This is a genomic window from Fretibacterium sp. (assembly GCF_057312375.1).
In genome coordinates this window covers 60,307-75,283 of the sequence record NZ_DBHLDX010000001.1, presented here as the reverse complement: position 1 = coordinate 75,283, position 14,977 = coordinate 60,307, and the positions used below count along the sequence as shown (strand labels likewise).

Below are 14,977 nucleotides of genomic sequence, written 5' to 3'. Positions count from 1 at the left end.
TGGAGGCAGGCAGATGAAGACGGCATTGATCACGGGCATCACCGGGCAGGATGGCGCCTACCTGGCTTCGCTTCTGCTGAAGAAGGGCTACAGCGTCCACGGCATCAAACGGCGCAGCTCGATCTTCAACACCGCCCGTATCGACGGGCTGTACAGGGACCTGCACGAGGAGGCCCCTCATTTCTTCCTTCACTACGGCGACCTGACGGACGCCTCGAACTTGATCCGCATCATTCAGCAGGTCCAGCCGGACGAAATCTATAACCTGGCCGCTCAGAGCCACGTGAAGGTTTCCTTTGAAACGCCGGAGTACACGGCGGACTCCGACGGAATCGGAACGCTTCGCCTGCTGGAGGCCATACGCATCCTGGGCATGGAAAAGCGCACGCGGTTTTATCAGGCCTCCACCAGCGAGCTCTTCGGCAAGGTTCAGGAAACGCCCCAGAGGGAAACGACGCCCTTTTATCCACGCAGTCCCTACGCGGCTGCAAAACTTTATGCCTACTGGATCACGGTAAACTACCGCGAGTCCTATGGCCTGTTTGCCTCAAACGGCATCCTGTTCAACCACGAGTCGGAACTGCGCGGCGAAACGTTCGTGACGCGCAAGATCACGCGCGCGGCCGCCCGCATCGCCCTGGGGCTTCAGGACAAGACGTGGCTGGGGAACCTGGACGCGAAGCGGGACTGGGGGCACGCCGAGGACTACGTCGAGGCCATGTGGCGCATCCTGCAGCACGACCGGCCGGACAACTTCGTCATCGCGACGGGTGAAACCCATTCAGTGAGGGAGTTTGCCACGCTGGCCTTCAAGGAGGCGGGGATGGAACTCGAGTGGCGGGGAAGCGGACTTGACGAGGTGGGCGTCGATGCCGGGACTGGCCGTGTCCTCATCGAGGTGGACCCGCGCTACTTCCGTCCCACGGAGGTGGACCTGCTCCTGGGGGACCCCGCGAAGGCGGAGCGGGAGCTGGGCTGGAAGCGCAAGGTGTCGTTTTCGGACCTGGTGCGGCGCATGGTCCGCTATGACCTGGACCTCTTCAAGAAGGACATCCTGATCCGGGATGCAGGCTACGAGGTGCGCAGCGCACTGGAGGAACTGTGATGGATGGAATGGAGCAAAACGCCCGCATCTACGTCGCAGGCCACGGAGGCCTGGTGGGCTCCGCCCTCGTCCGGCGCCTGACGTCTGCGGGATTTTGTAACCTCCTGCTCCGCTCGCACGGGGAGCTGGACCTGCTGTCACAGCAGGGAGTGCAGGACTTCTTTGAAGGCGAGAGGCCGGAGTACGTCTTTATGGCCGCGGCAAGGGTCGGCGGGATCCACGCGAACGCTGCCTATCCGGCGGACTTCATCTGCGAGAACCTCATGATGGAAACGAACGTCATCCGCGAGAGCTGGCGCACGGGGGTGAAAAAGCTCCTCTTCCTGGGGAGCTCCTGCATCTACCCCAAGTTCGCGCCGCAGCCTATCCCGGAGGACGCCCTCCTGACCGGCCCTCTTGAGCCGACCAACGACTGCTACGCCCTGGCCAAGATCGCGGGGATCCGGATGTGTCAGGCGTACAACCAGCAGTACGGGACGAACTTCATCTCCGTCATGCCCACGAACCTCTACGGGCCGGGAGATAACTTCGGCCTGGAGAACTCTCACGTCCTGCCGGCCATGATCCGAAAGGTCCACGAGGCGAAGGCGAGGGGTGCGGAATCGGTGACCCTGTGGGGGACGGGAACGCCGCGGCGGGAATTTCTCCACGTCGATGACCTGGCTGATGCCTGCCTCTTTCTCATGGAGCACCATGACGGTTCGCGCATCGTGAACGTCGGGACGGGGGAGGACCTGACGATCCGCGAGCTGGCGGAGAAGGTGTGCGCCGTCGTCGGGTATGCCGGGCGTGTCCTGTGGGACGAGGGCAGGCCGGACGGCACCCCCCGCAAGCTGCTGGACGTCACCTTCCTCAGGGAGATGGGATGGCGCCACACTATCGACCTGGACGAGGGCATACGCCGGACGTACCGATCCTTCCTTGAGGGCAAAGTGCGGGACATCTAAGGAAACACTGATTAAGTCGTTAGGAACTGTCACCCGTATCGTCTCCCTTCAGTGTCTGAAACTTCATCAGGCCGCGCGAAGCGCGTGGGGATTGGGGCGTAGCCCCATTTTAAAATTTAGGGAAGCACTGAAGGATACCCTTCGTTTGATGCTCCTTGATTGCTTTTAACAACTTTTTAAGATTAATCAGCGCTTCCCTAAAATAGGTCGAGCGGCCGGCATCTGAAGCAAAAGGGGCGGACACCTTAAAGGCGTCCGCCCCCGTTTTACCTTCGCTTGATCCCGTCAGCCTGCACTTATTTGATGGTCAGGTCGGGCTGCCCCCGGCCCGTAAAGTGTACGGCCGGATCGTACATTCCGGTCGCTGAGATCGGCGGAACGACGAAGGTCCCGCGGGTGACGGCCCGTACCTTGAAGCTGTAGGTCCGCTCCCCCCCAAGGCGATCGAAGAAGAGCAGGAGGCGGTCGTCCCGGACGTCTCCGACGACGCCGTAGGACCCGGCGGCATCGTCCAGGCCCGGATCCAGCCGCGGATTCTCCAGCTCAAGGCCCGCCGGGAGCAAGCAGGAAACCGCCAGTCCGCTGACGGGCAGAGAGGGCTTCAGGGTGAGGACCGCCTGCATCCGCGTGCCCTGTGGGATGGGCTGCGTGAGGTCCAGAGCCCCGCCCTTCTCGTCGTACCACGCGCACTCGACGTCGATTCCTCGCTTCTCGGCCTTGGGCTGGGACTTGGGCGTCCCCATGACGTTCCAGGTGTAGTACCCTCTGCCCGTACCCTGCACGTTCAACGTGACGCGGGCGGGCAGTTCGGACGCGGCGATGGAGGAAGCGCTTCCGCTCTTGTAGGTCAGCAGGTCCTTCGTTCCATCGGTCAGAGTCCCCTGGAGGTTCGCCTTCTCGGCGCCGACCTTCAGGTTGTAGCGCGCAAGCGCCATCAGGGCCGCTGCGTTGTCCTGAGTGCTGTACCACCGATTTTCCTGTCCCCACTTCACGAGGGACGCCGCCAGCGCGACAGCCTCGGTGGCTTGTGGCTCGACCTCCATCCAGAGCGAGAGGAGCTGCGCCGCGTTTCGGACGTCGGATTCGAGCGTCCGCCAACGCGCCGCCTGGGGAAGCTTCGAGTCAACGGGAGCCAGCTCACGAAGTGCGTCGCCCCGTCCGCCGATCACGGCCTGGGCGCCGGCTAGCCAGATTCGGCCCGACGGCCACATGTTCTCCCGATTCTCGCGCAGGTACTCGATCCAACCCAACGGCTTCTCGCCATTTCGCGCGAGCACGTAGGTGGCATACGCCTTCGCCGTGAAGTCGTCCTTTTCCGCCGTGGGATAGTCGTCGCCAGGCATGGAGGCGAGGAACTGGTGCAGCCAGTTCATAGCCCCTGCCAGCATGTCCTTCGGGCAGTCCACTCCCGCCTGCTGCGCCTCCACCAGGAAGTGCGCCGCATAGACGCTTCCCCACACGTAGGGGTGTCCCGTCCCGGGCCACGTCTCAAAGGAACCGTCGTAGAGCTGCATCGACTGCAGCTTCGCCATGGCGGTCTCCATCCGGTCGCGCACCAGCTGGTCGTTGACCAAGAGCGGGTCCAGTGCCGACACGGCGTCCGGCAGCACCAGGAAGGGCCAGGACGCGGAAAGCGTCTGCTCCAGACAGCCGTAGGGGTAGTTCAGCAGGTAGGTCACTGCCCGCGTCAGGTCCACCATGGGCGTGTCCGCGAGGCTAAGCGTTCCGGAGATAGTTCCTGAGAAGTCCGACACCGGGATGTCGATGGGGGTCGTTCCGGACTCAAAGACTCCGGAGCCCGATCGGGACACGACGGGCCAGGGGGAACGAATGGGCAGGTCGATCGTCTGCCGGTACTCCTTTTGTCCGCCTTCCTCGGTCCATGAGGTCACGACGTCCCAGCTTACGTCCCCCGGCTCCAGCACGCTGACCTCGGTCTCCCAGCGGGCTTGAGCGCCAGGCTCGACGCGAAGGGTCTTCTGACTCTCCGCAACCTTCAGGCCGCCCTCCGCGGAGATGGAGAGCGTGACGTCCCGCGCCTCGGTGGAGGCGTTGAAGATCGACAGAGGCGCGACGAAGACGTCTCCCGGCGCGGCAAAGCGCGGAAGGTTCACCTCGGTGACGACGCTGCGGGCGATTTGCACCGGCTGTTCAGCCATCCCGAAGCGATTCTGCGAGGCGACGACGGCGAAAAGACGACCGCGCCCGCTGAACTCGGGCACGTCGAGGTCCGCTTTCACCCGTCCCTCCGCGTCGGCGGAGAGCAGTCCCTGGAAGAGCGAGAGTATCTTGAAGCGCTGCACGTTTGAGCCTGCTCCCGCAAGGGCCGCCATCCCCGCGCCGCCGGCGGGGTGCAGCGGTTCCGTCGCGCGGGACTCCACGGGGATCAGGAGGTCGTAGAGGTCATACCCCTCGGAATTGAGCTTCTTCAACCCCCAGAAGTGGTTCAACAGGTCCGGCGTCTTGTACCCGGTCAAGCCGAGGACGGCGTCGTCCACCAGCGCCAGCGCCACATCTCCCTGAACTGGCTTGCCCTCTGCGTCCTTGAGCGTCAGGCTGACCGGCAGGGTCGAGGCTGGCTCCACCTTGTCCACCGCTTCCATGGCCACGTCCAGTTTGTACGGCGTCAGGTCCGCCTTGAGGCGCGCGGCGCCGACGGCGCGGTGCGTCCCCCAGGCGGAGGCGTCCTCCTCGCTGACGGGGCGGACGAGCCACGCCGTGATCCAGCCGTTGGGGACCATGTCCTGCGTGACGGGGACCTCGACCGTGATCTCGGGGTCGTCCACCTTGCGGACCTGGCGGGAGATCGGGCGGGCCCCTTCGACGCTGAACAGCAAAAGACCTTCAAAAGGAGTGGTGAGCGTCACCTTTGCCGTGTCGCCGACCCTGTAGAACTCCCGATCCATGGAGACGCCCACGCGGTCCAGGATGGGGGAGCCGCCGCGCTCGGCATACCTCGCGTCGCTGGCGTAGAAGCGCATCGCAGCCCGCGCGTTGTCGTCAATGTCGGACACCCGTACCAGATAGGTCCCCCACTCCTCGGGACGGAAGGAGACGGAGCCAAGGCCGTCCTTCAACGTCACCGGCTTTTCCTCGACAAGGGTCAGCTCCTCAGAGCTCTGCCAGCGCCGATAGCCATCCACCTCCACGATGTTGTAGTTCCACCTGACGCGGTAGAGCGAGGCGGTGAGGTCGCCGGGGTCGGCGGGCTCTTCCTGGGGATCGATGGCAGCGATCCGGAAGGTGAGGTCGTGGTTCACCGCCATCTGCTCCTCCGTTGCCGCAATGCCCAAAAGCCAAGAGGTGGGGAAGTAGGGGAGGGTGATGGAATCGCTGACCCACCGCCCGCCGTCCTCCATAACCTCCGTCCGTAGGGTCACGGCGATGGTGGAGGCCGCCTCCCATTCGGCGTCGAGGGTCAGCGTTGAGGTGGCCCGCCCCGAGGCGTCGAGCTGCCCCTCATCCATGTCGTTTCGTGCGCCCTCAAACTTCCTTGAGCTGTCGCCGAAGGTGTAGCCCTTCCACCGATCCTGCGTCGGCTCGAAGGGGGAGTCCTTGGCGCTCCAGAACGTCTTGTAGCGCAGTCCCGCCCCGTCGGCGCCGAAGAGCCAGCGCGCGGTGATGGCAGCCTTGAAGTCGTCCCCGTGGGTGAGGGCTTTCGAGTTCGTGCTCATCTTCACTTCAATGCGTGGCGGCGCGAAGTCCTCCACGTGGAAGTTCATGGACGCCATGGGGCTCTCCTCGCGTCCGGGGACGGAGATCACAGCCGACCAGAGCCCCGTCAGCGCGTTTGCGGGGAGTTTCAGCGTAAAGAGGGCGCTGCCCATATCGCTCAGCGTCATCGTCTGCTGTTCCGTGCGGCGCCCCATGGGGTCGCGCACCGTGAAGAGGACCGGGAACGGAGCGGGCGTGGAGAGGTCCGTGCCGCGGACGATGGCCTTGAAGGGGACCTCTTCGCCTGTGCGGTAGATATCGCGCGGCGCGAAGAGGATGGCGTCATACCCCTCCCGGAGCCAGGGGCGCCCCGCCGTGTCGAACGTTTCCTGCGAGAGCAGGCTCCGCGTGAGCTGCACGTAGGTCAGGTCTCTGCCGCTTGAGATGACGGCAAGGCGAGGCTGTTCCCCCGCGTCCGTGCCCCATGGTTCCGGTCGATCGAAGGCAAAGATGCCCTCCGCGTCCGTCTTGCCCTGGGCGATCACCTGGTTGGCTCCGGAGTAGATGCGGACCTCCGCGTCGGACACGGGCTGCGTGCCCGAGAGGGTGTTGACCCAGAGCATCAGTCCGTCCTCCCACACGCGGGCGACGGCTCCCAGGTCGCTGAGGTTGAGGATCTGGTTCTCCTCGTCCCAGTACTCCGCATCCAAATCGCGCACGGAGAGCAGGAACAGCCCCCGGTCGCCGCTGGCGAGCTCGTCCACGGCCAGGCTGCGCCGCACGTGCTCGTTCAGGGGCAGGTCGAGCTTGAACTCGCGGCTGTACACCCGTCGCGCCAGGTCCTTCGAGAAGCTGTTGTAATCCCCGCGGATAACGTAGGGGATGTTGTTTTCATAGAGGCGCCACAGGTTCACCTGCAGCTTTTTGACGTTCACCAGCTCCAGGGGGATGAGGCCGCCGCCCATGGCGGTGAGGTAGGTCCCCGACGTGGGGATGGAAACGCTGGGCTCCAGGTCCGGCATGATGACGGCCTGCTTGAAGTCCTCCTTCAGGGCAAGCCCGCCCTCCTTGGAGGGCAGCCCCCGTCGCAGCGTCACGACGAAGCGGCTGCGCGGCTCGAAGTCCCCGCGAATCTGAAGGGCGTTCCCGCTCCAGTTGGAGTCCAGACGAAACTCTACTGGTGGCTCAATGGCGACGAAGTCCCGGACGCTCTCCGGATCGATGGGGAAGTTGAAGGATGCCTGGATCAGGCCCTCATCTCCCTGGATACCCTCGACGGTCAGTTGGGGTTCAAGGACCACCCGGGACGAGAAGTCCTGCGCAAGGCCCAGGTTCCCCTCGCCGGAGGTCAGGCCCGCCGCGATACGAACGGTCAGCGTCTGGCGAGACAGGCTTTGCCCCAACGGCACGAGGATCTGAACCGATCGGTTTGGAGCGGCGCCCTGAAGGGAGAAGTGGAGCTTTTCTCCTTTCTCGTTCACGATCTGGAGGAAGCCCTGCAGGACCGCCGGCGCCACGGGCATGTTGAACGCGAGGGTGAGGCGCGCGCCGTCGCGTCCCATGACAGCCTTGACCGCGGTCGGCGTCAGGGGGTCCGTCTGGAAGGAGAAAGATCCGGACGGGATCTGCTTGCCCTTTCGGTCCGTCAGGCCCTCCCGAAGGCGCGCCGTGTAGGACGTTCCCATGCGGAGCGGCGCCAGGAGGCGCGCGGTGAAGGTGGTTTCGTTCTGCCACTTCCCCTCGGCCTGAATCGCCGGCGTCACCTCGAAGGGGAACTCCTCAACCCCCATCGCCCTCCCCACGTCCTTCTTCGTGGCGACGGCGTTCTTAAAGACCAGACGGAAGGAGACGTTGTCCGAAACCCTCCCCGTCGGGGCAAAACTCTGCACCCCGGCCGGAAGGGCAGCCCGGCCCGGCGCCGCCCCAAGGCAGAGGCAGAGCACCGCAAGGATCGTTGGAAACAACCACTTTTGGAATCGCATGACAGTCCTCCTTAAATTAAGATAGAGTGATAATAACCGAATGACGAAACAAAATAGGGCGCTACACCGTAACTATTATAGGCGTTCACGGGGTTTAATCCATGGGTGGTTTTTCCAGCCCCTGCAGGCCCCGCGAAAGGGCCGAATGCCCCTCCCGCTCAGGGGGTTCTAGTGTAGAATAAACGGGAACGAGAGGGAACGGGCAGGGGAGAGCGACGGACCCGCCGCCCCTCGATGCTGTACCCGCTGCAACGGAGGTGAGGACGACGTGAACGAACAGCGCAAGGGCATCAGGCAGTTCATCATCGTGACGGGCATGTCCGGGGCGGGGAAGACCATGACGATGAAGGTCCTGGAGGACTTCGGGTTCATCACGATAGACGGGCTTCCGTCCGAACTGCTGCCCCAGCTCTTTCAGCTCTTCGCCCATCGGCCCTCCGCCGTCGAACGGGGGGTCGCCGTGACCCTCGACGTCCGCAACGTGGAGAACGCGGCGGACTTCACCAAGATCGTTGATGACCTCAACGCGGTCGGAACGAGGGTGCGCATTCTCTTCCTTACGGCCTCCGACGAGGAGCTTCTGAGGCGCTACGAGAGGACCCGGCGCATCCATCCCCTGGGTAAGCACCTGTCCACCAGCGACGGCATAGCGCGAGAGCGCGACTTTCTAGCCCCCGTCCTCGAACGGGCGGACATCGTGATCGACACGTCACGGATGGACCTCCCCCAACACAGGGAGCGGCTGCTCCTCGAGTTCTTGAACGAGGCGGAGGAGGAGGTGTCCCTGCTCTTCAGCTCCTTCGGCTTCAAGTATGGCGTCCCCCAGGACGCGGACTTCGTCCTGGACGCACGCTGCCTCCCCAACCCCTACTACGTCCCGGAGCTCAGGCCCCTCACGGGGTCCGACCGCGTGGTTCAGGACTACCTGCGGTCCTTCCCGGAAACGAACGAGTTTCTGGAGCGCACCGGGGAATTTCTGGACTTCATCATCCCGCAGTACCTGAACGCGGTGCGGGGGCAGCTGCACATCGCCGTGGGCTGCACGGGAGGGCGCCACCGTTCCGTTGCCGTGACGGAGTGGCTTTACGAACGCTATGCGCAGCCCTCCAGGGGCGTCAGCCTCCTCCATCGGGACAGGGGGCAGGGGACGACATGATGCTCGACTGGGCCCTGGGGTTTGCTCTGGGGATATTCACGACCCTGTTCCTCATCGTGGCCTTCGACGTGCGGATCTTCAGCCGGAGGGCGCGGGAGGAGGACCCGTTTCGAGGCGCCATCGCCCGCAGGTTGGCGACGGGCCCTTCCGTGGTCGCCGTCGGCGGAGGGACGGGACTCTCCACCCTCCTGAAGGGCCTCAAGGCCTTCACGAGGAATATCACGGCGGTGGTGGCGGTGACGGACGAGGGGGGAAGCTCCGGACGGCTCCGCACCGAGTGGGGGGTGCTGCCGCCGGGCGATGTCCGCAACTGCATGGTGGCCCTGGCGGAGAACGACAACGCGCTGAAGCGCATCCTGGACTTCCGCTTCGACCGCGGCGACCTGGCCGGACACAGCCTCGGCAACCTGCTCCTGCTGGCCGTCACCGAGATGTGCGGGGATTTCCGCGTGGCCGTGGAGCAGATGAACCACCTCCTGGCCATACGGGGGAAGGTGCTTCCCGTGACGACGGAGGACATCACGCTGGTGGGCCGGACGAGGGACGGAACGCGGGTGAGGGGAGAGCTTGAGATATCGGAGCGCGGGCGGGACCTGCAGGAGATATGGCTGGAGCCCCAGAACGCGGGCCCGCTGCCCGACGTCATGAGCGCGGTTGACGGCGCAGACATCATCCTTCTGGGACCGGGCAGCCTGTTCACCAGCGTGATCCCCAACCTGCTATTGCCGGCGTTCGCGCGGAAGCTCCGGGAGGCCCCTGCCCCCAAGGTCTACATCTGCAACCTGATGACGCAGCCCGAGGAAACGGAGGGGATGAACGTCCTGCAGCACCTCGAATGGGTGGCTGCGGCCCTGGGCACGGTCCCGGAGTGCGTCATCGTCAACAGCGACCCCTTCCCCGACGACGTCCTCTCCGCGTATCACGAGAGGGGAGCGGACCCGCTCTACCTGGACCACCACCAGCGCGAGAGGATACGCAGGATGGGCTGCATCTGCATCGAGGCCCCCACCGCCCTCATCATGGACGCGCAGCTGGTGCGACACGACCCGCAGAAGCTGGCCGCCATCGTCTTCCGCATCTGCCGCCACATGGAGGAATAGCGCCGTGCACTCCATGATCGAGGAGCTGTGGGACGAGTGGAGCGCGTGCCCCGGCGATGAGGCGCCCCTCGTGGAGGCGGAGTGTGGCGGGCTCTTGTCGGGGCTCCTCACGGCGCGGGGCGACCAGCTTGTCCTGGGGACCGCCCGGCTGTGGCTGGCTCGCCGCCTCCTGAAGCTGTGGCGCCGGACGTCCTGGTTCGACGCGGGCTGGAACATCGCGGACGCCGTGACCCTGCCCGCAGAGAGCGGGGGGCGGGTCCGGATACGCATACCGATCGAGTTTCGCGGGGAGCTCCTGGCCCTGGCCGCCGGGCTGTCCAACGACGGGCTTCCCCTCTCGTCCCGGCACTGGGCCTGGCTGCGGGGCCTGTGGGGGAGTTGCGGCGGGCTCTACCTCCCGCGGACGGGGTACTACCTCGTCCTGCGCGTCGCCTTGGACCCCGTCGCGGAGGCGCTGCGGACGCTGCTCGGGAGGACGGATCTCCCCTGGCGGGAGAGGCCCTTTCGCGGCGCGCGGGAGATGCTCCTGCGAAACCAGGAGGGCATCGTCACGTTCCTGTGCAACCTGGGGTTGTCCGCCGTTTCGCTGCAGCTCGAAAACAAGGCGATCATACGCTCCATGCGGAACCAGGCCAACCGGGAGCGCAACTGCGACACGGTGAACATCAAAAGGCACCTGCGCGTCGCGGCGGAACAGATGGAGCTGGCGCTTGCGGTGTCCGGCGCGGGACTGTTGCCCGGCCTGCCGCCTCTCATGCGCCGGATCGTCGAGGTTCGTCTCGCCAACCCGGAGGCATCGCTCTCGGAGCTGGGGGAAAAATTATCCCCCCCAGTTACAAAAAGTACTGTAAAATATCACTGGAATCGTCTGCACGATTATGTGACCTCTCTGCCGTCCCGGACATGGGGGCCTCCGGGGGATGGCGGCATAAAGACTTCATCGATAGGGAGCTGATGTTCGCGATGAAACTGAAGACGTTTGACCAGGGGGACGTCCGGGGCAAGAAGGTTTTGATGCGGGTGGACTTCAACGTCCCCTTCAAGGACGGGAAGGTGACGGACGACGCGAGGATCCGCGCCCATGCCGGCACCCTGAAAAAGCTCATGGACGCGGGCGCGAAGGTCGCCCTCGTGTCCCACTTCGGGCGTCCCAAGGGACAGGTGAACCCCGCGTTTTCCCTCGCGCAGATCGTCCCCGACGTGGAGAAGGCCTATGGACTGAAGGTGCGGTTTGTGGACGACTGTGTGGGGCCCAAGGTCGAGGCCGCCATGCGGGACCTCGGCAAGGGCGAGGTGGTCCTGCTGGAGAACTCCCGCTTCCACCCGGAGGAGGAGAAGGACGACCCCGCCTTCGCGGAGCTGATGGCGAAGCCCTTCGACGTGTTCGTGATGGATGCGTTCAGCGCCGCTCACCGTGCCAACGCCTCGACGGCCGGCGTCATCCCGCACCTCAGCTCCTTCGCGGGGGACCTCTTGGTGCGCGAGGGCGAAATGCTGGGCGCCGTCAGCGAGAACCCGGCGAAGCCCTACGTGCTCATCCTGGGCGGCGCCAAGGTTTCCGACAAGATCGCCGTGGTCGGCAACCTGTTGGACAAGGCCACGGTCATCCTGATCGGCGGCGGCATGGCCTACACGTTCCTCAAGGCGGAGGGGAAGGAGATCGGAAGGTCCCTCTGCGAGGAGGACCGGCTGGACTTCGCGCGAGAAACGCTGAGTAAAGCGAGATCCATGGGCGTGAAGGTGCTTCTGCCCGTGGACAGCGTCGTCGCCTCGGGGCTGGACGCGACGGAGACGCGGACGGTCGCCAGCGACGCCATGCCCGCCGACATGATGGGGCTCGACATCGGGCCCAGGACGATCGCGGAGTTCTCCGCCGCCCTCAAGGGCGCGCGGTCCGTCCTCTGGAACGGCCCCATGGGGGTCTTTGAGAACGCGCTCTTCGCCGAAGGGACCAGGGCGATCTGCCGGGCCGTTGCAGACTGCACAGCATCGGGCGCGGTCACGGTCATCGGGGGCGGGGACACCGCTTCGGCCGTCCGCCAGTTCGGCTTTGCCGATAAGGTTTCCCACGTTTCGACGGGGGGCGGAGCAAGCCTCGAGTACTGCGAGGGCAAAAAACTTCCGGGCATGGCCCCCTTCGAGCTTTAAGATATCCTTATACACTTTTGCAGGGGAGGACGAACGATGAAGAAAATTTACCTCTACGGCAACTGGAAGATGAACATGACGAGGGCGGAGACGGAGGCCTTCTTCAAGGCCTTTTGGGACGCTGCCGAGCCCTGGGCTTCAAGGCTGGGAAAGGAGCTCGAGGTTGCCGTCTTTCCGCCGTTCACCTCCATCTGGGCGGCCCGCGAGGCGGCGGCGCACTTGAAGACCCCGCCCATCATCGGCGCTCAAAACGTCTACTTTGAGCCACAGGGGGCCTTTACGGGCGAGGTGTCCATCCCCATGCTGAAGGAGGCAGGGGTGACCCACGTCATCTTGGGCCACAGCGAGCGGCGTCACATCCTGGGGGAGGGCAACGAGCTGATCGCAAAAAAGGTGAAGGCCAGCCTGGACGCGGGGTTGACCCCGGTGCTCTGCTACGGCGAGACCCTGGAGGAGCGCGAGGGAGGGGAGGCGTTCTCCGTTATGGAGCACCAGCTTCGCTCCGCCCTGACCGGGCTCTCCGCGGAGGAGTGCGGGAGGATCGTCTACGCCTATGAGCCCGTCTGGGCCATCGGCACCGGGAGGTCCGCAACCTCGGTCCAGGCCCAGGAGGTCTGCGCCTGGAGCCGCAAGCTCGTTCGGGAGATCGCTAAAAAGGGAGAGCTTGGCTGCGTCGTGCTCTACGGAGGGAGCGTCAAGGGCGCCAACGCCAAGGAGCTCCTCTCTATGGAGGACATCGATGGCGCGCTGGTCGGCGGCGCCTCCTTGAAGCCGGAAACGTTCCTGGAAATCTACGACGCGTACACAAAGGGGTAATATCGGGGCTCTACAAAGAATTTCAGTGAGGAGGAAAGTTTTCATGTCAAACCTGAAGAAGACGCTTTTCAAGGCTGCGCTCGTCCTCTGTCTGACGTTGGGGGTTGCCTCGTCGTCCTGGGCCGCTCAGCCCTTCGACGCGCTGAGCACGAGGCCGGAGAAGTCCGTCTACGCGGTGCTGAACCTGCAGGACGTGGGGGAGCTCGTGCGCTGGGCGCTCTCCCCGGAGAACCTGGCGGTCCTCGCCCCTCTCGGAGGGGAAATGGACGCAGCCTCCATCAACGTCTTTGCCGACGCTCTGAAAAAGGTCCCGGCGAAGGGCGTCGCCATCCTTGTGGGGACGGACGATCCGAAGGCCAAAACCGGTTCCATTCAGGTTGCGGCAGCCTTTCCTCCGGAGCTTCAGCCGCAGCTGGACCTCGTCGCGAGCGGTAAGGCGTCGCCTGACGACCTGTCGCTGCTCCTGCTGGGGAGCAAGTCTGATGAGTCCCCCTTGGGCGGGGCCTTTTCGCAGGTCGAGCCCATGGACGGCATGATCAAGGTCAACGGCGCGGTGTTCCTCGGAGCGAAGGACAACCTGCTCCTGGCGGCTCTCACCCCGGAGGACCTGAAGAGCGCCCTGGCAGCCCTCGGCGACAGCGGCAAGAGGCTGTCGATGAAGCGCCGCTTTAAAGCAGGGGACTTCGCCTTCTTCCACCTGGACCCTGACCTGGCTGACGCCATCGGCAAGGCCAGAGCGTCCGAGGACGGCGACGTGACCTGGACGGAGGAGGACTCGAAAGCGCTGCGGGAAACCTTCCGCGCCCCCCTGGACCTTGAGGTGGCCTTTGAGGGCTTTAAGGACCGATTCCTCGTTTCCATGGGAGCCAACGTCGAGGAAGCCATGACGAAGGAGTACCTTGCGAGTTGGGAGGGCGTCGACCCCGTGTCGGGGGGGCGCATCCTCCCGCTGGGGGAGGGCAGTCCGCTGATCGCCGGCGGCGGCTATCTATCGTCCCAAGCGCTGGATTCCAATCCTCGCCTGAAGGTGTTGTGGGACGGCGCCGTCAACGAGCTCAAAGGGATAGGCATCACGGAGGCTGAGGCGAAGGCGCTCATCAACGGGGACTTCTCCCTCTCGGTTGGGGGGAACATCTCGCTGAAGTGCCTTATTGGAGTGGACGCGAAGCTTCCGGGTGTCTTCGTGACCCTGACCCGTAGCAACGGGGCGGCTTCGGCCTTCCTTAAAAAGCTGGAGACGAGCGAAGCGGTGCCCGTGAACCCGGCGAAGGCGGATGGCTGGGATCAGATGCTTCAGGCTGACGCTACCAGCATCCCGCTCCCGCTCTTCATGGGCGTCAAGGGTGAGGCGTTGACGCTGGGGCTCTGCGACCCCACGTCCCTAGCCAAGGCGCCCGCTCCAGGGGCGGCCCTTTCGGAGCTCCTGAAAAAGGATTCGGTGGGGGCGTTCTTCATCGACTTCGAGGGGATTCGCGCCTTCCTGGCGGACGAGAAGAACGGCATTGCCGCTGCGCTCTCCCTGTACGATGCGGGCCTGGCAAAGCGTTTCAAGGACGCGCTGGACGTGCAGCTCTCCGTCCCCTCCATTGCGCTGTGGGCGCCAACCGTCGACACCAGCTTCCTGGAGTTCAGGCTTGCGGATATTGATCCGGCAAAGGGCCTGTGGGCCAAGGCGGTGGAGTTCTATCGTTCCAGCCAGGGGCTCTCTCCGCTGGAGCAGCTGTCGATGGCGCGGGAGGTCGCGAGTCAGGCGTTCCAGGAGCCTAACGCCGACACGAACGCCGCGGAAACCCTGAAGCAGAAGCTGGAGGACGCCGCCGTCGTGCAGCAGGGGAACAAAATCTACGTCGGCACGCTGGCAGGCAACTCGCGAGAGGAGCTGCAACAGGCCGCCGAAGAGCAGGGGCTTCTGGGCTCGCCCAGCCTGGAGATCCTCCCCGACGACAAGCCCTACGCGGGACAGGAGGCCGTCTGGATCGTGCTCGATATCCCGCAGGGAAGCGCTCAAAAATAGTTCGACCCCGATAACGAAACAGACTCGGATACGCACGACGGCATCCTCCGGTCCC

9 protein-coding genes are annotated in these 14,977 nt (G+C 64.6%); 8 read left to right on the top strand and 1 reads right to left on the bottom strand.

The features are described 5' to 3' along the window. Positions 1-13: 13 nt before the first annotated feature. Positions 14-1,105: a GDP-mannose 4,6-dehydratase gene (gene gmd, locus ACO41U_RS00325; protein ID WP_298781684.1), complete on the top strand. Its 1,092-nt coding sequence runs from the start codon at positions 14-16 to the stop codon at positions 1,103-1,105. Beyond that, complete coding sequence (locus ACO41U_RS00320; protein WP_485941015.1) at positions 1,105-2,052, top strand: GDP-L-fucose synthase family protein; 948 nt, start codon at positions 1,105-1,107, stop codon at positions 2,050-2,052. The genes gmd and ACO41U_RS00320 overlap by 1 nt, the downstream gene beginning before the upstream one ends. A gap of 296 nt (positions 2,053-2,348) precedes the next feature. Here ACO41U_RS00320 and ACO41U_RS00315 read toward each other — a convergent pair whose 3' ends face one another. Next, entirely contained in the window at positions 2,349-7,688 is a 5,340-nt protein-coding gene (locus tag ACO41U_RS00315; RefSeq protein WP_485941014.1) for an alpha-2-macroglobulin family protein, read from the bottom strand. A 268-nt stretch (positions 7,689-7,956) separates the two neighbouring features. On the opposite strand from ACO41U_RS00315, the gene rapZ reads away from it, so the two are divergent. From rapZ to ACO41U_RS00285, 6 genes are read left to right on the top strand one after another with little or no spacing between them, the layout of a single operon-like run. Then, positions 7,957-8,844, top strand: a complete 888-nt coding sequence (gene rapZ / locus ACO41U_RS00310; protein ID WP_485941013.1) for an RNase adapter RapZ — start codon at positions 7,957-7,959, stop codon at positions 8,842-8,844. Then, complete coding sequence (locus ACO41U_RS00305; RefSeq protein WP_485941012.1) at positions 8,841-9,944, top strand: gluconeogenesis factor YvcK family protein; 1,104 nt, start codon at positions 8,841-8,843, stop codon at positions 9,942-9,944. The genes rapZ and ACO41U_RS00305 overlap by 4 nt, the downstream gene beginning before the upstream one ends. Before the next feature lie 13 nt (positions 9,945-9,957). Continuing rightward, on the top strand, positions 9,958-10,899 hold the full coding sequence (whiA, locus tag ACO41U_RS00300; RefSeq protein ID WP_485941056.1) for a DNA-binding protein WhiA: 942 nt from the start codon (positions 9,958-9,960) through the stop codon (positions 10,897-10,899). A gap of 8 nt (positions 10,900-10,907) precedes the next feature. Next, positions 10,908-12,092: a phosphoglycerate kinase gene (locus ACO41U_RS00295; RefSeq protein ID WP_298777488.1), complete on the top strand. Its 1,185-nt coding sequence runs from the start codon at positions 10,908-10,910 to the stop codon at positions 12,090-12,092. 36 nt (positions 12,093-12,128) lie between these two features. Then, positions 12,129-12,908 (top strand): triose-phosphate isomerase, encoded by a 780-nt coding sequence (gene tpiA, locus ACO41U_RS00290; protein ID WP_485941011.1) that lies wholly within the window; start codon positions 12,129-12,131, stop codon positions 12,906-12,908. A 43-nt stretch (positions 12,909-12,951) separates the two neighbouring features. Continuing rightward, positions 12,952-14,922 carry a hypothetical protein gene (locus tag ACO41U_RS00285; protein ID WP_298777484.1) on the top strand — a complete coding sequence of 657 codons (1,971 nt, stop codon included), beginning with the start codon at positions 12,952-12,954 and terminating at the stop codon, positions 14,920-14,922. Positions 14,923-14,977: the final 55 nt, after the last annotated feature.